Here is a 19,135-nt window from a genome sequence, read left to right as displayed (position 1 = left end):
GTGTCGATCCAGCTCGTGATCCTCCTGCCTGCCCTCTTCGCGGTGCTGTTCCTCGGCATGCAGGCCGCGTTGTTCTACCACGCCCGAGCGGTCGCGATCGCTGCCGCGCAGGAGGGGGCACGGGCAGCAAGTGCCGAGACGGGGACACGGTCCGAAGGCGTCGACGCCGCCAACAATTTTGTGTCCGACGCCGGAGGCGACGACGTACTCGAGAACGCGACGGCGTCCGCCGAGCGGACCTCCACAACGGTGACCGTGACGGTGACCGGTCACAGCCTCAGCGTCATCCCGGGATGGTCGCCCAGAATCGTCCAGTCCGCCTCGCTGCCGACCGAGAGACTGACGGCACCGTGAAGTCGCGACGGGACGAACGGGGCTCCGCTTCGATCGAAGCGGCCATCGGAGTGCCTGCCTTCGCCCTCTTCGTCGGCCTCATCATCTTCGGCGGCCGAACGGCCATGACCCACGGAGCTGTCGAATCGGCCGCAGCAGACGGCGCCAGGTCAGCGTCCATCTCGCGGACGAACGAAACTGCGCGCGCCGAGGCGGAGTCGGCGGCGCGCTCGAGTCTCGAAGCTCAGGGCATCGACTGCCTCAGTGTGACGGTCTCCGTCGATACCTCCGATTTCGACGTACCCGTCGGCACCCCCGGAACCGTCCAGGTGACTGTCGAGTGCCGGCTGAATCTCGCCGATCTGGCGGTCCCGGGGGTTCCCGGCTCTCGCATCATCACCGCTTCGGTGAGCTCGCCGCTGGACACGTGGAGAGAGCGCTCATGACGCGGCGAATCCGTGACGAGCGCGGTTCGGTCAGCATCTGGCTGGCCACCTCGAGCTTCGTGATGATCATTCTCGTTGGCCTGGCCGTCGACCTCGGCGGGCAGGTCCATGCCCAGCAACGTGCCCACAACATCGCGGCCCAAGCCGCGCGAGCAGGCGGCCAACGAATTCAACCGGCCGCCGCCATCGAAGGACGAGCGGTGTACGTCGACCTTGCGGCGGCGCGCAGTGCCGCGCAGGAGTTCCTGGACCAAGCAGGCGTCGAAGGCACGGTCACGGTCTCCGGCGGAGACACCATCACCGTCACGGTGACGGACACCTACTCCCCCACGTTCCTCGGGGCTATCGGCATCGGCGACCTGAACGTCACCGGCGAGGCGAGCGCCCGCGTCGTTCGCAGTTTGGGAGGTACTGAGCAATGACCACGTTGAGCCAGCGGATCCGCGGGTTCGCCGCCTGCCTGGCGCTAATGGCGCTGGTAGTCGCCTTCCCAGCGATCCTCGTCTCGATCGGCTACGCGCCATGGGACGCCGACTTCAGCGAACTCCAGCGAATGCTCTCCCGACCGGACGACGGGAGCCTTGCATTCGCGGCCTTTGCAGCGGTCGGCTGGGGCGCGTGGGCCGTCCTGACCGGATCGGTCGCGCTCGCCGTGGTCGCGGAGATCCGTCGAGTGCCCGCTCCGTCGGTTCCCGGGTTGGCGCTCCCTCAGGAGTTCGCCGCGCGGCTTGTCGGCATCGCAGCCCTGCTCTTCATCGCCGGTCCCGCCATTGCGATCGCAGCGCCCGCGCCTCCCGCACACTCGACCGCGGTCGCCCAGACCACGCCTGCGGAGCCGGCTCCTGTTCGGGAGATTCACTCGGAAACCGAGGCCGCAGTTGCACCGGCGACTGCCGAATCCGCTCGCACCCGCGACTACACCGTTGTGCGCGGAGACAGCCTCTGGCGCATTGCCGACCGACTCTTGGGCGATGGCGCCCGCTACACGGAACTGGTCGCGCTCAACACAAAGACGCTCCACGGGCAGCCCGACTTCATCACCCCGGGCACCGTCCTCAAGGTTCCCGACGAGCCACAGCAGCAGAGCACAGTCGTCGTCGAGCCGGGCGACACCCTCTCCGATATCGCCGCAGAGGAACTCGGCGACGCCGATCGGTACCCCGAGATCTACGACGCCTCGCGGCAGACGATCCAACCCGACGGCGAGCATCTCACCGATCCAGATCTCATCCGACCGGGCTGGAAGCTCACGATCCCCGAGCCGCCGGCCGAGCTGCCGCCGCGGAGCGAGGCGCCGTCGGAACCGGAGGCTCCCCCCGAGGAAGCCCCACCGACGATGCCGTCCCCGTCCGCCGAGGCCCCCACGGCCGAGGGCGATCATGACGACCTCCACACCAGCGAAGCAGAGCCGCCGTCGACCGCCGAGGACGAATCCGAAAGCACGTCACTGCCGGCCTGGGTCCTACCCGGGATCGCGGGCAGCGGGATGCTGGCCGGCGCAGTCCTGACGGCGGTCCGGGCCCACCGGAGGACGCAGTTTCGCTATCGCCGACCGGGCCAGACGTTGGCGCCGCCTCCACCCGAACTGGTGAACGTTGACAAGACCGTACAGGTGTACGGCGCGTCAGGTGCCGTCGACATCGAGGGCCTCCACGCAGTACTCAACAGCCTCGCCGCGCATGCAGCAGCGGCGGATCAACCACTTCCGCTTCTGCAGACGGTTGCGCTGCGGAACGACGTGGTGACGCTCCACTTCGCCGAGTCAGCCGATCTTCCCTCGCCTTGGCGCGGGGCGAGAACCGAGTGGACCGTCGCCGTTCGCGAGTGCACGAACGACGAGGACGTCCTGCCGCCGTACCCGATGCTTGTCAGCATCGGCACGGATGCCGACAGACGCCAATGGTTGCTGAATCTCGAGCAGTTCGGCTGCATCCAGCTCACCGGTGACCGGGAGGCTGCCGTTGCCCTTGCCCGACACATCAGCGCTGAGCTGGCGCTGAATCCCTGGTCCGTCCTGGTGCAAACCGACGTCTTTGGCCTCGGAGCTGAATTGGCCGATCTGGATACCCACCGCCTCCGCACGCACGAGCGCGACGCCGGTGCCCAAGGGATCGTCGACGATCTCCGTATCCTCGCCGAGCACGGGATCGACTATCCCGACCCGTTCCAGGTCGTCGTAACGCCGGACGAGCAGGTAGCCGCAGCGTTGCGGGAAGCGATCGATGCGTCGCCCTGCCGTTTGGGGGCGGCGGTCGTCGCCTTCGACAGCGCAGCGCTTTCGGGCGCCACGGCCGTGGAGCTGGCGAGAGACGGGACGCTGACGATCCCAGACCTGGCCCTCACGCTTGCTGCGTCAGGGTTGAGCGCCGAGGAGGCCGCCATGTGCTCGGCCATCGTGGACGTCACGAGGATCACCCCGACGGTCGACATCCCGCCCTTCTCCCGGGCCGCAGACGGTTGGCAGGGGGTCACGGATCAGGGAGGCGCGCTCCACGAAGCGTTCACACAGCCGAGGCCAACGGGCCCCGCAGGGCAAGCCTCGCTGCTCAAGGGTGAAGCGGACGAGTACGTGCAGCTGGGCGCGGCAACCACGGCGGACGTTGACCAACTGGCACCGATAGCGAAGGACGATGCCCTCACCAGCCTCGAGGAACTCGATCCAACGCTCGATGAAGACCTAGCTGAATGGCTCAACGATGCTTCGCGACTCCCCAAGCTCACGCTCCTCGGTCCCGTTCGAGTCACCGCCCACGGAGAACTGCCCGAGAAGATCGTCAAGCGCAGGCCGTATTACTCCGAGCTGCTCGCCTTCCTGGCCTTGCACCCCGAAGGCGCAAGCTCACGCACCATCGCGGACGCATTCCACATCGGTCTGCCCCGCGCACGAACAGACATCGGTCATGTCCGCGATTGGCTTGGCGAGGACCCGCGAACCGGACGCCTGCACATTCCGCGACAAGGGGACGGCCCGCCGGACGAGTGGCACGGCTACCACGTTGATGACCTGCTCGTGGATGTCGACCTCTTCCGTCGCCTCCGCGCCCGTGGTCAGGCTCGAGGCGCGGACGGGATCGCCGACCTCGCGCAAGCGCTCCATTTGGTCCACGGGCAACCGTTCGATCAACTCCGCGAGCAAGGGTGGAACTGGCTACTCGACGGGGACCGACTCCAAGACTTGATCCCGAGTGCCATCGTCGACACCGCACACGTCGTCGTGCTGGATGCACTTCAACGTGGCGACCTGGAAACGGCCCGCGAAAGCGCAGAGACCGCGTGCATGGCGGCGCCGTACGACGAAGTCAGCCGACTCGATCTGGCGAGAGTCATGGAGGTTCAGGGCCACGGAGCGGCTGCGGACCAGATGCTGCGCGCGAAAGTGTTCGATCGACGCGACGATCACGAGCCACCGATCGATCTGCCAGCGCGGACCAAGGAGATCGCCGCGAAGAACGAATGGGGACGCCGCCGGCCGCGGCCCGTACCGAAGCCCTCTCGCCACCCGTCGGCCTCCTGAAGTCAGCCTCATCTGTCGGCTCCGGCCGATATCGTGTTGGGCGCCTGACCGAGGAGACCAATGAGCAACGTTGACGGCACGATCGTGCCCGTATGGACCCTGTCCACGACCCAGGGCGCCACCGTCCCCGCCTTCGCAGATGAGGGAGCGCTCACGCCAGAACGGCTGACTGAACTCCGCTCGGCGCTCGCAGCATTCGCGTCCGCACCGCTGGTCACCTTGGAGGCTCACCCCCTGCCCGCGAAGCGTGATCGGGCGTCGAGTGGCCTCCCGCTCGACGCCATGAGCCCGCTCGCGAAGGAGCTGTCCAGGCTCGTGTCCGGCTCCTCGAAGTCGCCTGCCGTCCAGCAGGTCACGCAGTCCACTGAGGTCCTCTACCGGATGCATGTTCCTGCCAAGGTCGCATCGCAGTTCGGCAAGGGTCTCGTGAAGCCGATGACGTCCAAGGCTGTCGACGGCGGGGTCTACGGCGACCTGGTCGCCGGCGCCGGCAAGAGTGCGATCGCGGCCAAAGCCACCTTCGTGCCCGTAGAAGCAGCCTCCGCTGGGGCAACCGGAACCGCCGTCGGTGCCGCAGCCGGGACAGCAGCCGCTGGCACGGCAATGACCGTGGCTGCGCCCCTTGTCTTGATGGCGGTTGCGGTTGGAGCGAGCGCGTACGCGGACCACGAACGGCAGAAGGCCATCGAGAACATCACCGAACTCCTGGAAAAGCTGCACGACGACAAGTTGGAGGCCGAGCGAAGTGAGCTCGACGGCTGCCGCGACGCCATCGACAAGGCGACTGCCCTGTTGCTCGACCGGGGCAAGGTCGGATCATCGCTCGGATTGGACTCCGCGGTTCATGCCATCAGCACTGCCTCGCAGCGAGCAGAGACTCGCGTCAAGAAGTGGGAGGCAGCGCTGGACTCGGTCCTCGAAGATGACCACGTCGATGTCGCCGAAGTCGACGCAGCGTTCCCCGGCATCAGCGAAGAGGGCGGCGAGTTTCGAGCACACCTCGAAATGGCTGCACTCGCGATCGCCCTCAAGCGCCGGGTGATCGTGTTGCAGGGCGTAGAGGCCGGGCAGAGCGATCAAGACAATCCCTTCGAGAACTTCGTCCAGAGCCTTCGGGCTGATCAGCAGCGGATCAACGAACTGGAAGCACGCATCGAGAACGTGCTCCGGCGTCTGTCGTCACTCGAGCTCCGATCACCGAAGCGGCTGATCGACAAGGTGATGACTCGTAAGCAAGTCGACAGCCTCCTCGACGCTTCGTACCGCCTGCGGGCGCTCGCCCCCGCGGAGTCGAATGCCGCCGCGGACGTCGTCATCGAGATTGAGAAGCACCAAGACGGGACACTGCTGGTGCTGCCCGCGCGCGCTTCCTGACGCGACATCGTCCTGATTTGCGCTCGGCGCAAGCCTCGAGCCGAAACTTTTTCAACTTTCGGAGGGGCCCACTCCTGACCTGCACAAACGCGTTCTGACAGGGGCGCCCGTCCCGAGGAGGGGCGGGGTTTGGAGGGGCGCAAATTGGTGCCCCCCAAGGTGCAGCGTGGTTGGCATGAGCCGCTCAACCGCCACACCTCGCTGGTCGCCTCAGCTCGTCCAGGCCGTCTGCAGCGCAGATGTGTCACTGGCCGCCGCAGCCACCATGCTGGCCGACAACGGCATCCCGGCGTTTCCGTGTGCGCCCGGTCAAAAGCACCCGCTGACTCCCCATGGCTTCCACGACGCCTCAAGCGACCGCGGCGTCGTGGCCTCCTGGTGGAAGCGGTGGCCCGAGGCGAACATCGGCATCCCAACCGGGGCCACGTCCGGTGTGGACGTCGTCGACGTGGACGTCCATTCAGGGGGTGACGGATACAAGGCCTTCTCGCGCGCCGAAGGACTGGGGATCGTTTCGGACTGGGCCTGGCAGGTGCGAACGCCATCCGGGGGTCTCCATGCGTACTTCCTTCGATGGTCCGCGGGTGAACAGCGCTCGTGGGCGCTCCCCGGCAGCCACGTGGACTTCCGAGGTGACGGCGGCTACGTCGTCTCTCCCCCGTCTCACGTCGTCGCTCGCGACGGGGTCGATCGCCGCTACGAACTGGCGGCGATCGCCGACCATCAGCCGCGCGAGGTGAACGGCGCGGCGCTGCGGAACTTCCTTGATCCCCCGCGGCGTCACAGACCTCCTAGCGACCTCCCGAGCAATGCGTATCGGCCGGAGAAGCTGGCGGACTGGGTTGCCTCCCGGCCGGAGGGCGGACGAAACGAAGGCCTGTTCTGGGCCGCATGCCGCATGGCCGAGGCCAACTTCCCGTTCGCAACGACTGCACACGTTCTCGGAGATGCCGCCAAGGTGGCCGGGCTACCTGAGCACGAAGCGACCACGACGATCCGCTCCGCGTACCGAATCGCCACACGACTGGGACCGGCTCAGCCGTCGGGCCCTACACGAGCGGTTGAGGAGGTCCGGCTATGAACACCGACCCTTACGAGCGCCGCCTCGACCGCGAGATCGAGCCACCCTCCGCGAGACCTAGTGCGGACGCGGAGGTCAACGCCCTCGCACATCACCGCGACCCGTCCCTCAGCCAAGGCGGCGCTTCCGCGCCGGAGGACCTCGGTCGGCCCAGCGTCGCGTGGGTCCGTCCGAGCGAACTGCCGACGACCGTCGGCTCGAAGTTCATCCGGCGCGGGATCGACCTGCAGTCCGAGTTGACCCGCCGCGCGCGACGCGGCCCCGGCGCGGCAGCCCGTTCGGCACAGCGACTGTCGCGACGTTCCATCGCGCGACCTGTACCGAGCACGCCCACCGTCGAACGAGGAGTCGAGCTATGAGCAGCCCCCATCCATTCGAGGACCCCCAGACCATGCGCCTGCTCCTCGTCTACCTGCACTACGAGGGCGACGGAGCTTGGGAGCGCGATCCGGACGCCGCCGAGCTCATCGCCTATGCAACGGCCAAGTACGCCAGCTTGGCGATCAAGCACCAATTGGAGCCGGCGGAAGCTGCGGCAGCCGCCTGGGACGTCATGCGGACAAGGGCAGCGCGGATCGCTGGTGACCCGTGGGCCGTCATCACTCACTCGGTGGCGCTGCACCTCTACTACGAGGAGCGAGCGCGAGGCTTGCTGTGTGGGGCGGATCAGGTCCGCACCGACGACGTCGTCGACTTCCACGATGCCGAGCGCATCGACGCGCACGAGGCGAGCCTGGCCGACTACCACCCCGCCTTCTGGTCGTACGACGACGTGAGCGACTTCGAGGAACCACCCCCGCGGGGGCAGGACGCCGACCAGGCACCCCCGGAACCCACCAACGCCTTCTTCGCGCTCGACGATGCCGTGACCGCATTCGTCGAGTCCGGGTGGCCGCTGCCAGCGGCGCGCCTCGCCCTTGAGTGCATCGCAGCTCGACTGATCAGCACCGGAAGCAAGTACGCCGCATTCGAGTCGCTACGTCGCGACCGGTCGATCCGACTCCAGCTCGACATCGATCAAGACGCGTGGGTCCGCGTGTTGCACGCCGTACTCGGCCACGACAACCCCAATCTCCAGCGCACGGCGGTCGGCAGGGGAATCCTTCAGCGCCTGCTCATCGGCGAACGCACCGCCGAGATCTTCGGATCCAGCGCGGTCGCTTCAGCGATCGCTGCGTCGGCGCCATCAGAGACGGAGGCTGTTCATGCCTGACTCGCGCGGCCACATCGAACTTCAGCGCGGCATCGACTCGATCCAGGTGTTCGACCACCATCGGCGTGACCCTGGCGATCTCCACCCCCTGATGGAGTCGCTCGAGCGGGTCGGACTGCTGCAACCGGTGACGATCACACCTGAGGGCTACCTGATCTGCGGGTACCGCCGGCTCGAAGCAGCCCGTCGTCTCGGATGGACCACAGTTCGGGTCTGGGTTCGTTCGGGCCTCAGCGATGAACTGACACGACTTCTCGCGGAGCGCGACGACAATCTGACGCACAAGCCGCTGTCCGCGTACGAGGCCGCACAGCTCTTCAAGGAGATGTCCGCCATCATCGCGGAGGACGCGAGCCGACGGCAGCGGGCCACTCAGTTCGGGTCAGACACCGATCGCGATGGGGCACAGGACGGTGCCGCCGAATCGGCGGCACCGCACCGACCAGGAGAAGGCGACTCGAGGCGCCGGGCTGCCGAGATGATCACGGGAAGTGCGTCGTACACCCGGTTGAACCAGATCATCGAGATGGAACGGATCGCCGGCGATCGCGAGCGGCCGGCCGCAGTCCGCAGGGTCGCCAACGACGAGCTCGAACGGATCCGCAACGGCGGAGCGGTCGATCCGGGCTATCAGCGGGTTCGCGCTGTGGTAGCGGCGGCTGAAGCCGACCCCTCGAATCCTGAGTTCGACCAACGTATAGCCCAGACGCTGAAGCAGGCACGGGCCGACCGTGCGCGCCGGATCAAAGAGAACCGAATCAAGCGTGCAGCAGCCGCGGCGACCGCCAAACGCTCCGTGAAGTCATTCGGCATGGTCTGGAGCGAGATGGAGGGCTGGTCAAAGCACTACGACGTCGATGAGATCGCCCGCGAGTCGAGCAACGACGACTGGTCGACCTTCCTCCGAGTCCTCCAGGAGACCAACGCTTTCGCCGAGGCCGTCGACCTGGCTCGGACCTGCGTGACCACCTGACAGCGGACGAGCAAATCAGGAGGTCGGCCATGTGGACGTGGAATCCCGAAATCAACGACGTGAAGTGGCGTCGCCTCCTAGTCGTGGCACTAGCCGCCGTGCTTCTGCTCGGCGCCATCGCGACGTACTCGCTCCTGGCCAATCGGCATCAATCCGACGGCACTCGGGGCGCCGTCGACGAGCCAGCTGCGCCGCCCACCCCATGGGCCGAGCCGCAGACCAACGTGTCGCTCCGCGCCACAGACGCCGAAACCTTCGCGCAAGGCGTCGCCGAGGTCCTCTTCAACTGGGACACCCAACAGATGACGACACCCACGAGCACGACAGAGCTCCTGGTCGCGGTCGCAGACCCCACCGGCGAGTCGTCGGCAGGCCTGGTCGCGGACATCGCCAACTACCTGCCGACTGAGGAGATCTGGCTCGAGCTGCGCAAGTACGAAACGCGGCAGTGGATCGAAGTGACATCGACCGAAGTACCCGACCAATGGGCGATCGCACTCGAGCAGGCAGGCGACGAACTAGCTCCCGGAACGGTGGCCTTGACGGTACGTGGTGTCCGCCATCGGTCCGGCGTCTGGGAAGGCGAGGACGTCACAAGCGAGCACGACGTTGCCTTCACCGTGTTCGCCGTCTGCGCGCCGACGTACCCGGAGTGCCACCTCCTGCGCCTGTCGCGGCTCGACGATCCGTTGGAGTGACGCGGGGATGCGCAAGGCGATAGTCGGCGGGCTCCTCCTGGTGCTCATGGGGCCTGCAAGTTGCCTCCTGATTCTGGGGGCTCTTCTCAGCCCCGCCGCGCAAGCCTCCTGCCTTCCCACGACCAGGGCGGCGTTCTCGACCGTCGGCAACACAACTGCGCCAGTCCCAGAGACTTCGCGAGTCGTCATGCCCCTCCCCGCCGGGACTTGGGTCAAGACGAGCGGCTTCGGGATTCGTGTCCATCCCGTCACCGGCGAGACGAAGCTCCACACGGGCGTCGACCTGGCCGCACCCGAGGGAACACACATCCTGGCCGCGGCCGACGGTCGAGTCGTCTCGGCGGGCCCTGCGACCGGCTACGGGAACCTCATCCTGATCGAGCACAGGGTGGGCGGACGCACCGTCGCCACCGGCTACGCGCACATGTACGCCGACGGGATCCACGTGGCAGTCGGCGACATGGTCACCGCAGGCCAGTACATCGCCGACGTAGGAGTGGCCGGCTACTCGACGGGACCCCACCTGCACTTTGAGGTCCGGCCCGGCGGCCCCAACGCAGCTCCGATCGACCCCGAGCCGTGGCTTTCCGCTCACGGAGCGATCGACATCCACAGCGGATCCGATGCATCAGAGGCCGGGTGTGCGGATGCTGGCGGGCCAGCGGCGCCATACAACGGCGGCAACCCCGGGAACCTCGTTGACGACCCCACGTCGGACGGTCAGATCACGGAGCGGACCGCGCACATCCTGGCTCAGGTTCAGGCGAACTTCCCTGAAAGCTCCTGGGCCTGTTGGGCGCCCCGACCAGGCGACCCGTCCGAGCACTCTCTTGGCCGTGCGTGCGACGGCACTTTCGGGAACTCCATCGGAACGGCGGCAACCGGCCACGCGCTCGACTACGGCTGGCAGGTCACTAACTGGATGAAAGACAACGCGGAGACGCTCGGCGTGGAGTACCTCATCTGGCAAGGGCGCATCTGGTCAGTCGCACGTAGGGCAGAAGGCTGGCGCCCGTACGACGGCGGCGGGATGCACGACCCCAACAGCGTCACGGGCGGGCACTACGACCACCTGCACTGGACGGCCGTTCCGAACTAGTCGTCGTCGCAAAGGGCGCATGCGCCCGTGCCGCCGCAGGCGGGGCAGTTTGGGTTGCTCCTACGTCCTGACTCTCGGTCCCAGCGTTCGAAGTCGCTGTCCCAAATGTGGTATCCGTCGGGGTCGTGGTCTGAACCGATGGTGCACCTGCAAGGCTCGTCCCACCGTGAGGAAGGACCGTTCTCCTTCCGGATCACGTAGTGCTTCCGCCCAGTCGGCATGGCGTGCTCCTGCTACTTCTTCACGATCGTGCCGCAGTTCGAGCACCGCAACTGATTCGTCGTGTAAGGCTGGAGCGTGTTCCTCTTGCAGCTCGGGCACTCATGACCTTTGGCCATTCCAACTCCTTGAAGCGCGCCATGCCGACGCTGTCGTCGGGCCGGGGGTCGGGCAATCATTGCACCGATTTGGGCCGCCTGACCTGCACTTTCACAACTAATGGCTCGAACCGCAGGGTCCCTGGCTGCGGACACCGCATTCCACGACGTTCGAATCCACCGTCGCTGCTACGAGTCACTCAGTGATCCCGTTCGGGCGCTAGGTGAGGCGCACGGCTATTGCGCCAGTCCTCCAGGAACTCGTCGAGCGGCTCGGGCGAGGTTCGCGCCGGCCGGAGCGGGATGTCTTGCATCGAGTCAGGCATGAAGACAACCCGCTTGCGCCACTGGCTGAAGTAGCGATGGGCGACAGTCAGCTCCACCTCCGGCCCGTGATCGCCGAACGCCGTGAGCACGTCCGACAGTTCGGCGCCATGCGTCACCGTCGCGACGGCGACCGCCTTCACCGTCTCCGGTCCCAACGACGGGTACATCCTTGCGGTGTCGTCGGGCAGCTCCCCGTTCGCGTGAAAGTAGTTCGGACGCCACAGATCGAACGGGCCGCCGATAGGGCATCCCATCGGTTCGTCGATCCAGTACCCGCTGCTTCCCGGTTCTCCGTCTCGCATGCGAGGCATCGTGGCCGTAGCCTCCGACACATCAACGCCTACGCGTCTTGACGCGCTAGCCGGAGACGAGCTTCAGAACGATGGGCTTTCCGTAAGGCAGATCCGTGATTTCCACGATCACCCTTTGCCCCACCGTGACTGAGAGGCTCGCCCCGGGTGCACGCAGCAACCCGTCCGTGCCGGCGGGGAGCGAGACGAATGCCCCGTAATCCGTCAGCTTCTTCACAGTTCCTAGGTATCGCTCAGACTTGCCCAACATGTTGGGCCAGACCTTCGATCGCGTGCGCGGTGGAACCAGCGGACCCACGATCTCGGCCTGCAGTCTCGAGATCGTCTCTTCCAACGCCTCGCGCGTCGCCGCGAGGGACTTGCGCCGCCACACGGAGGCTGTACTCGGAAGTCCAAGTAGGTGCTCCAACTCTCGGGCGAGGGCATCCTTGGCAACCGCGGCTCGCTCTTGCTGGCGTTGATTGAGTTCCTCCTGGCGGCGATTCGCAGCGTCCTGCCGCTCTCGTTCCGCAGCCTGCTTGTTCCTGAACTCCTCCGCCCTGTGCCGTCGCTCTTCCTCCTGCCGAGCCCTCTCCTGCTGTTGGCGCTGGAACTCAACCTCCGCTCGTCCTCGATTTTCATCACGGACAGGGCCGATCAGATCCTCAAACTTGGATCGCGCCTCGGCGATGAGGGTGAGGACGGCCTCCGCATCCCGCTGCTCGTCACGTGCTGCGTGAACTTCCGCTGTCGCGTCGGTCTGTTCCGAAACAGCTGCTTCGCGTTCAGCGTCCAAGCGCGCGCTCACGGCCGGCGTGGCAGCAACAGCTGCCTCCTCTACTGCCCAGGCCTCGCGCTCCTTCGCAGCTGCCAGCCAATCGACGGCAGCAGCCTCGCGGGCCGTCGCCCTCTCCACTCGTGCACTCGCAGCCGACTGCGAAGACTCCGGCAGGGGATCCTGAATCGCGATGGAGCGAGGCGTACGGCTCAATGCTTCCGCGTACTGCTGGACGACCCGCTCGACGCCTCCCGCGGCATCGCGAATCGTTCGTTCTTCTTCCTTACGCTGGAGGGCAGCATCAGAGCGCCGCTGCGCCTCCTTGGCTCGCTCGACGGCCGCGGCCTTCCGGCGATCAGCCTCTTGCATCTGCTTCGCCGCACGAAGCTCATCGCGCTTCCACTTCGCATAGGCGAGCACCTCTTGGGCTACAACCAGCGTCCCAAGGTCGTCGTCACGAACTGCATCGACCTCAGCGACCACGTACCGAACTGCCTGGACAATCCTCTTCGTGCGGTCGGCGCCTCGATCACTGCCAGACGACCGGCCATACAGACCCGACAAGAGACCGCGTCCGGCGGCCGGCTCAACTTGCTCCGCGTAGTCGATCGGGTTGACCGACGCCTCGCGCGCCATCCTGCGCACCTCAGCAACTAGTGCTGCATGGCCGTCACTGTCGGCGGAACGGGACACGAGAGCCGTAGCGAACTGTCCGGGCAGAGACTGCCGGAACCTGATCTCGAGGTAGTTGCGCGTTTCCTCGAAGAACCAATCTTCGAGGATCCCATAGCCTCCTGACGAGTCGGAGGAGTCGTCAGAGTCCAACCGGTTCAGTATCGAACTGAATGCACTTTCGACTGCCTCGTGCGAACTTGACGCTTGATTCTCCGCAATCTTTGCCCGGAGTTCCTCACGTCGCGCTTGCGTGTCCGCCCTCATGGTCAGAAGCGACCGGATCATCGAAAATTCGAAGTCGGCATCGTCCGCACTCATCGTCACGCCCTCGATCAGTGCCATCGCTTGCTGATGCCAACGAGACAGCCTGAAGTCGGCCTCGGCGGCGAGGTCGATGCCTGTCACCTCTGCGAGCGAGGTCAGCACTTCTTCGCGCTGGACGTCCGCCAGCCAAATCAGGGCATCTTCGTCGCCCTCGCTTGCCTTGCGAATCTGTTCCGCGAAGGTGCCGGCGTCCAGACCGAGCCCTTCGAACTGAAGCACACCGTCGGGGTCCATGAGCCCCTGCAGGAGCACAAACTTCGAAGCAGAGGACTGACTCGATCTGAGCACTGCCAGGGCGGACTCCATCCCGGCAACCCCGGCTAGAAACGTCTCCATTCTGGGGTCCACGCCTTGTTGCAACTCTGCAACGGCTTCACGCCACCGGACTCGCATCTGCTCGGCAAGGTCCGCCGGCGTACGCACCAGGACGGGCGTCCAGGCTGGGCGATATCCAAGCGTTGGGCCCGATCCAGGCAGACGCGGGCGTTCCCCCGCCAGGGCATTGACTCCTTCCGCATTGCCCACGAAGCGCACCTGAACGGATGGCAGGCCCTCGAATGCCGAATCGCGGACTACCTCGGCTTCCACGACAATTTGCGGCTCAGCGGAATGGGAGTCATCTGAGCGGATCGTGTAGAGGACAGACTCAACCGGATCTTCTCCGGGCCCTACGTTGGTGCCATCCATCGCAGCCTGGACCAGTGAATCCAGATCGTCCGGCACTCCAAGAACCTGTGACAGAAGGCTCGTGGGCGCAGAGCCAGACGTGGCCAGCCGACTCTCCGGAACCATCCCGAGCGCAGGCTGGAGCAGCGCGTCGAGGCCGTCGGATGCACCCAGCAGCGTCGAAAAATAGGTCGACGGCCCCCGTCCTGAGGCTGCCAGGCCGAAGTACGCAGCGCCGCTCGAGTTGCCGCCAACTGAGCGGCGCCCACCCGCGGACGAGCCCCCAATCGCTTGGCTGGCACGCCCCATCGAGTAGTACTTTCCGTCGTACTTTCCGTGCGATTTGAGCGCGGCGATCTGCTTGCCAGTGGCAGGCCTGGACCAGCGGCTTGAACTCGATCGACGCGCCACCCTCGACCCCTTCCAAGACTCGGGCTTCCTGTGTCCAGAACCTAGCGATAACTGCCGACAGATTTTCCTGATTCGCCAGAGCCACAAGCGTGCACCGGCGACGCCGTCAATGCACGGGGGTCGACGGCCACCTAATCGGCATGAGGCTCATCTCCGCGCTCATTCCGCTCGTTGGCCCCGACTTCGGTGCCGTCGGTGGGTCGGGGCAACTCCGAGCCATCGTCGGAGCCCTGCTCACCTACGGCCTGATCATTGCCGTGCTCATGGTCGTCACCTGCGGCGCCACGTGGGCGGTCGCATCATCGAGCGGAAGCTGGCAGGCCGCAAGCAAGGCAAAGACAGGGCTGTTCGTCGCCTTGGGCGGTGCCGCCCTCACGGGAGGCGCACTCGCGTGGGCGAACTGGCTGCTCGACGTCGGAGCGCAGTTGTGAACGACGAGCAGCTCGCCTTCGACATCGACGGCATGTTGCACGAGGCGGCCGTCGAAGCTGCTCCCGTCTGGTCGGGCGCGCATCTCCACTTCACGACGGCGTACTTCTCCCCTGCCGCCCTGGACGCGGCGTACGCGCACTGGCAGTTCCTGCACAAGCTCGACTCCGTATCGCGACCGAACCGAATGTGGCATCGGGCCATCGCAGTGCCCGGCGGCGTCGAGGTCGGTGACCACGCCTTCGACATGTTCACGGCCGATCTGCGGTGCGAGCCGTGGAAGCACAGCGAACCTCGCGGAACGTGTCATTGCGTCGGCGAACTCACCTACCAAGCGATCTGCGAGCCCCACGGCTGGCACGTTTTCGCCGCTGACGAGAACACGGCAGTCGAGGCATGGCACGACCACGTCTTTCCGCGCTGGCGCGAGTTGCCCTGGTCCCAGCTCGACTGCGGTCCGTCGACCAGCCAGGGCTGTCCAAGACGGCGAGGAAGTGGGTGCTCGACCACTACCCGGAAGCGATGCAGGTGACCGGCGCGCCGGTGATCACCGAGCGCAACAACGCCGGGACGCGCCACGTCCCCGGTCGCTCGCCATGGTCCGGCTACGACCTGTCGGACTCGGCGCTCACGCGACGGCACGAGCCGTCCGGCGTCGGCCTGGGCGACTGAACGGATCGCGGCCAGCACCTGACCACCGAAGACCCATCAACCTCTGGAGGAATCGTGATTCAGATCGGCTTGCACAACGTCGTGGCGCTGCTCCCGATGGACATCGACATCAATCCGAACTCGAATGGACTGCCCGGCATCGGTCAGCTACGCAGCATCGTCGGCGCTTCAATGACGGTCGGCCTGATCCTGGCCGTCCTCGCCCTCATCGTGTCGGCGGTCGTGTGGGCGCTCGGCGCCAACTCGTCCAACCCACACCTGGCGGGACGCGGCAAGTTCGGCGTACTCGTCGGGCTCGGCGCCGCGATCATCACCGGCGCGTCCGTCGCGCTCGTGAACTTCTTCTGGAACGTCGGCCAGGCCGTCTGACCCAGCACCGGCGAAGGAGGCAACAATGGTCGACGTATGCGACGTGCCCGTGATCTCGGGCGTCTGCGATGTCGCGGGCGAGGCGGCCGGCGCCCTCGTGTCAGCGCCGTTCGACTGGCTCGCGCAGGCGATGGGGAACGCTGCAGGGTGGATGTTCGAGTCGGTGTGGACGGTCTTCGACTCGACCACGATGGTCGACGTCACGAGCAGCCAGTACACGAAGGTCTACAACATCCTCTTCGGCGTCGCGGTGTTCGTGATGCTCGGGTTCTTCATGCTCCAGGTCATTGGCGGCATGATCCGACGGGAGCCAGCGGCTCTCACACGGGCCGCTCTCGGCCTCGCCAAATCCATACTCGGGTCGTTCGTCGCCCTCGCGCTCCTGGCCTCAGCGTTGGAGATCACCGACCAGCTCTGCATCGGCATCGTTCACGCTGCCGGCACCAACATGAGCGAGATGGGCGACCGCATCGGTCTACTCACCGCCGGCCTCGTCGGCATCAACGTCGCGGCTCCAGGGGCAGGCGCGATCCTCACGATCTTCCTCGCTGGGCTCGCCCTCGGTGCCGCCGTAATCGTCTGGATCAGCCTGCTGATCAGGAAGGCACTCCTGCTTGTGGCGATCGTCTTCGCGCCCATTGCTCTGGCCGGATCGAGCTGGGACCAGACGCGCGGTTGGCTTAGCAAGTGGGCCCAGTTCGTCATTGCACTGATCCTGTCCAAGGTCGTGCTAGTCGTGATCTTCCTGCTCGCGACGGCTCAGGTCTCGGCTCCAATCGACGCCGACCTCCAGTCGGTCAGCGAGCCCATCGCCGGCGTGGTCCTGATGCTCATCGCAGGCTTCGCGCCGTACATGACCTACAAGGCCATCAGCTTCATGGGCTTCGACATGTACCACGCGATGTCGGCCGAGCAGGAAGCAAAGGGGGCCCTCAACCGCCCGCTACCGATTCCCATGAACCGTCAGCCGATGTCGCAGCCGCCGCGGGTGTTGGAGGGCTCTAGCGGTACGGGCGGCTCAGGTGGCGGCGCACTACCGGTTCCGGCCAGCGCCGGACCGAGTGGAGGTGGATCGAGCGGCGCGTCGGGAGCCACAAGCGGTGGAGCGGCGAGCGGCGGAGCTGCAGCTGCGGGCGGCGCGATCGCAGGCGGCGTTGTGGTCGCGAAGGAGGCGTCTGCCGCTGGACCACGCATTGGTGCGGCAGCCGGCCACCAGGCTGCCCAGGACGTCGAGGCATCCGAACAGGCTGCGCCGTCGAGTACGCCAATGCCGCCCCAAGTCGCGGATGCCGTGCCAGCGGGTTCGAACGGAACGAGGAGCGGGCGATGACGGCGTCGGCTGCTGGTCCGCGCGACTACGAGCTGTCTCCAGTGAAGTTCTCGCGGCTCACGCGCCGCGGTGTCCTCCTCGGCCTGTCGGGATCCCAACTCTTCGTGGTCGGTTTCGGCGCGATCGTGTTCGTTCTGGCTCTCTACTCCGGCGGCGGAGGAGCGCTCGCGTACGCCCTGCCGGTCATGGCCGTCTCCGCCGCTCTCGCGTGGGTGGGCGTCGGCGGCAGGAAGCTGGTCGGGTGGTTCCCCGTGGTCAGCCGCTGGCTGTGGCGCTCCACCGGAGGGCAACTCCTGTTCCGCCGCCGCGTCGTGAAGCCTCGCCCAGCCGGCACGCTGGCCCTTCCCGGCGACGCGGCCCGACTGCGCCAGTGGCACGATCCCGAAAGCGGCGCGGTCATGATCCACGACCCACATCGCGCCACGCTCACCGCGGTCGTCGGCGTCACCCACCCAGCGTTCATCCTGCTCGACCCGATCGAGCAGCAGCGGCGCGTCACCAGTTGGGGTCGGGTGCTGGCGACCGCCTGCCGATCGGGTCGCATCGCATCCGTGCAGGTGATGGAGAGAACCTTGCCGGACTCGGGCAAGGGTCTGGCCGAGTGGTGGTCCCAGCACGGCGCTCATGATGAGAGTTTCAGCTCGACGACGTACGGCGAACTCATCGAACGGGCTGGACCCGCCGGCGAGCGCCACGCCAGCACCGTGTCGATTTCGCTCGACATGAAGTCGGCCTCCCGCGCCATCAAGGCAGCCGGCGGCGGCAACCGTGGCGCCGCGGCCGTGCTGCGCCAGGAGATGGCGACGATGACCGCTGCCCTGCGTGCGGCCGACCTCGCCCCGTCCGACTGGCTCGAGCCCGGGGACCTTGCGGTGATCCTCCGCTCGGCCTACGACCCAGTCGTTGCCGGAGCGCTGGAGCGCCACGGGGAACTTGGCCGCGACCTGGCCACCGCCGGACCGGTCGCCGTCAGCGAGAACTGGTCCAGCGTGCGGAGCGACTCCGCCCACCACTGCGTCCTGTGGATCAGCGAGTGGCCACGCTCTCTCGTGTACCCCGGGTTCCTCGCACCCGTGCTGCTCTCCTCCGGCGTCCGGCGCACGTTCAGCCTGATCTACACGCCGCTGCGGACCGACCAGGCGGCGCGCGACATCCGCAAGAAGAAGACCGAGTACATCTCCGATGCCGCCCAGCGGCAGCGCATCGGCCAGATCGAGGACGCGCAGCAGAGTGCCGAGTTCAACGACGTCCTCCAGCAGGAAGCCGATCTGACCGCTGGCCACGGCATCCTGCGGACCACCGGACTCATCGCGGTCAGCGCTCAGGATCTTGACGAGCTCGAGCGGGCTGTCGCAGACATCGAGCAGGCCGCGATCCAGGCGTCATGCGAGACGCGACGGCTGTGGGGCCAACAGGCGCAGGCCTTCTCTGCGGCCGCTCTCCCCGTGTGCCGTTCGGTCTGAACCACCAGATCGGCGAGCACCAGACCTCAGATGTATTGCCTCAACCAGTCGGGCATGTTCGGGTCGTCGGTCGCCCACGACTCTTCGACGTGCTCGTCGCGCGACCAAGTGTTCTCATCACCGTCGAAGAACTTCTGGCGGTGGCACTTGTACTTGACGACTTCGCCGCCTTCGAGGCGGTACTCGTTCCAGTAGTAGTTCTGCTTGCCGTAGCCCGACCATTCGTTGGTCGTGTAGATCGTCGTCACGCACATCACCCCGTCGCAGCCGCTAGCTCAAGGTCCGAGCGTAGAGCCGTCGGTGGCGCGCTGGCACAGCTTCCGCACACTTGCACGGCAGACTCCACCGCTGCT

Annotated in this window: 20 protein-coding genes; 17 read left to right on the top strand and 3 right to left on the bottom strand. The window is 66.4% G+C overall.

What is annotated here, in order from left to right:
• From KU893_RS15780 to KU893_RS15730, 11 genes are all read left to right on the top strand, one after another.
• On the top strand, positions 1–354 hold the full coding sequence (locus tag KU893_RS15780; RefSeq protein ID WP_229856493.1) for a TadE/TadG family type IV pilus assembly protein: 354 nt from the start codon (positions 1–3) through the stop codon (positions 352–354).
• The gene (locus KU893_RS15775; protein WP_257441406.1) at positions 351–779 is read left to right on the top strand and encodes a TadE/TadG family type IV pilus assembly protein; all 429 of its coding nucleotides are present in this window, start codon (positions 351–353) and stop codon (positions 777–779) included. Before KU893_RS15780 ends, KU893_RS15775 begins: the two co-directional genes overlap by 4 nt.
• A complete protein-coding gene (locus tag KU893_RS15770; RefSeq protein WP_218235330.1) occupies positions 776–1,201 on the top strand; it encodes a pilus assembly protein TadG-related protein in 426 nt (141 codons plus the stop codon). The genes KU893_RS15775 and KU893_RS15770 overlap by 4 nt, the downstream gene beginning before the upstream one ends.
• Positions 1,198–4,293: a LysM peptidoglycan-binding domain-containing protein gene (locus KU893_RS15765; protein WP_218235329.1), complete on the top strand. Its 3,096-nt coding sequence runs from the start codon at positions 1,198–1,200 to the stop codon at positions 4,291–4,293. Before KU893_RS15770 ends, KU893_RS15765 begins: the two co-directional genes overlap by 4 nt.
• A 60-nt stretch (positions 4,294–4,353) precedes the next feature.
• Positions 4,354–5,667: a hypothetical protein gene (locus tag KU893_RS15760; protein WP_218235328.1), complete on the top strand. Its 1,314-nt coding sequence runs from the start codon at positions 4,354–4,356 to the stop codon at positions 5,665–5,667.
• A 175-nt stretch (positions 5,668–5,842) separates the two neighbouring features.
• Positions 5,843–6,748 (top strand): bifunctional DNA primase/polymerase, encoded by a 906-nt coding sequence (locus KU893_RS15755; protein WP_218235326.1) that lies wholly within the window; start codon positions 5,843–5,845, stop codon positions 6,746–6,748.
• Positions 6,745–7,107 (top strand): hypothetical protein, encoded by a 363-nt coding sequence (locus KU893_RS15750; protein ID WP_218235325.1) that lies wholly within the window; start codon positions 6,745–6,747, stop codon positions 7,105–7,107. Before KU893_RS15755 ends, KU893_RS15750 begins: the two co-directional genes overlap by 4 nt.
• The gene (locus KU893_RS15745; protein ID WP_218235324.1) at positions 7,104–7,961 is read left to right on the top strand and encodes a serine/arginine repetitive matrix protein 2; all 858 of its coding nucleotides are present in this window, start codon (positions 7,104–7,106) and stop codon (positions 7,959–7,961) included. Before KU893_RS15750 ends, KU893_RS15745 begins: the two co-directional genes overlap by 4 nt.
• Positions 7,954–8,934, top strand: a complete 981-nt coding sequence (locus KU893_RS15740; RefSeq protein WP_218235323.1) for a ParB N-terminal domain-containing protein — start codon at positions 7,954–7,956, stop codon at positions 8,932–8,934. The genes KU893_RS15745 and KU893_RS15740 overlap by 8 nt, the downstream gene beginning before the upstream one ends.
• Before the next feature lie 29 nt (positions 8,935–8,963).
• The gene (locus KU893_RS15735; protein ID WP_218235322.1) at positions 8,964–9,632 is read left to right on the top strand and encodes a hypothetical protein; all 669 of its coding nucleotides are present in this window, start codon (positions 8,964–8,966) and stop codon (positions 9,630–9,632) included.
• Positions 9,633–9,819: 187 nt separating this feature from the next.
• The gene (locus KU893_RS15730) at positions 9,820–10,731 is read left to right on the top strand and encodes a M23 family metallopeptidase (protein ID WP_246592696.1); all 912 of its coding nucleotides are present in this window, start codon (positions 9,820–9,822) and stop codon (positions 10,729–10,731) included.
• Positions 10,732–11,248: 517 nt separating this feature from the next.
• Here KU893_RS15730 and KU893_RS15725 read toward each other — a convergent pair.
• Together KU893_RS15725 and KU893_RS15720 are read right to left on the bottom strand one after the other, a co-directional pair.
• Entirely contained in the window at positions 11,249–11,677 is a 429-nt protein-coding gene (locus tag KU893_RS15725; protein WP_218235320.1) for a hypothetical protein, read from the bottom strand.
• Between the two features lie 55 nt (positions 11,678–11,732).
• Positions 11,733–14,165: a hypothetical protein gene (locus KU893_RS15720; protein WP_218235319.1), complete on the bottom strand. Its 2,433-nt coding sequence runs from the start codon at positions 14,163–14,165 to the stop codon at positions 11,733–11,735.
• Between the two features lie 494 nt (positions 14,166–14,659).
• Here KU893_RS15720 and KU893_RS15715 point away from each other — a divergent pair, with 494 nt between their 5' ends.
• The 6 genes from KU893_RS15715 to KU893_RS15690 all read left to right on the top strand — a co-directional run bounded on the left by KU893_RS15715 (position 14,660) and on the right by KU893_RS15690 (position 18,782).
• Entirely contained in the window at positions 14,660–14,950 is a 291-nt protein-coding gene (locus tag KU893_RS15715; RefSeq protein ID WP_218235318.1) for a DUF6112 family protein, read from the top strand.
• Complete coding sequence (locus KU893_RS15710) at positions 14,947–15,480, top strand: DUF6349 family protein (RefSeq protein ID WP_218235317.1); 534 nt, start codon at positions 14,947–14,949, stop codon at positions 15,478–15,480. The genes KU893_RS15715 and KU893_RS15710 overlap by 4 nt, the downstream gene beginning before the upstream one ends.
• Positions 15,447–15,620 (top strand): DUF6349 family protein, encoded by a 174-nt coding sequence (locus KU893_RS23325; protein WP_344771643.1) that lies wholly within the window; start codon positions 15,447–15,449, stop codon positions 15,618–15,620. Before KU893_RS15710 ends, KU893_RS23325 begins: the two co-directional genes overlap by 34 nt.
• Before the next feature lie 96 nt (positions 15,621–15,716).
• Positions 15,717–15,989, top strand: a complete 273-nt coding sequence (locus KU893_RS15700) for a DUF6112 family protein (protein ID WP_191279889.1) — start codon at positions 15,717–15,719, stop codon at positions 15,987–15,989.
• 25 nt (positions 15,990–16,014) lie between these two features.
• Positions 16,015–17,319 (top strand): TrbL/VirB6 family protein, encoded by a 1,305-nt coding sequence (locus tag KU893_RS15695; protein WP_218235315.1) that lies wholly within the window; start codon positions 16,015–16,017, stop codon positions 17,317–17,319.
• Positions 17,316–18,782: an SCO6880 family protein gene (locus KU893_RS15690; protein WP_218235314.1), complete on the top strand. Its 1,467-nt coding sequence runs from the start codon at positions 17,316–17,318 to the stop codon at positions 18,780–18,782. Before KU893_RS15695 ends, KU893_RS15690 begins: the two co-directional genes overlap by 4 nt.
• Before the next feature lie 26 nt (positions 18,783–18,808).
• Here the strand turns inward: KU893_RS15690 and KU893_RS15685 are convergent, their stop codons facing one another.
• Positions 18,809–19,030 carry a hypothetical protein gene (locus KU893_RS15685; protein WP_218235313.1) on the bottom strand — a complete coding sequence of 74 codons (222 nt, stop codon included), beginning with the start codon at positions 19,028–19,030 and terminating at the stop codon, positions 18,809–18,811.
• Positions 19,031–19,135 lie beyond the last annotated feature (105 nt).

The organism is Nocardioides daeguensis (genome assembly GCF_019192965.1).
In the GTDB taxonomy this organism is placed as follows: domain Bacteria; phylum Actinomycetota; class Actinomycetes; order Propionibacteriales; family Nocardioidaceae; genus Nocardioides; species Nocardioides daeguensis.
Note: the sequence above shows the minus strand (reverse complement) of the source record. Positions and strands in the feature narration are given on the sequence as shown.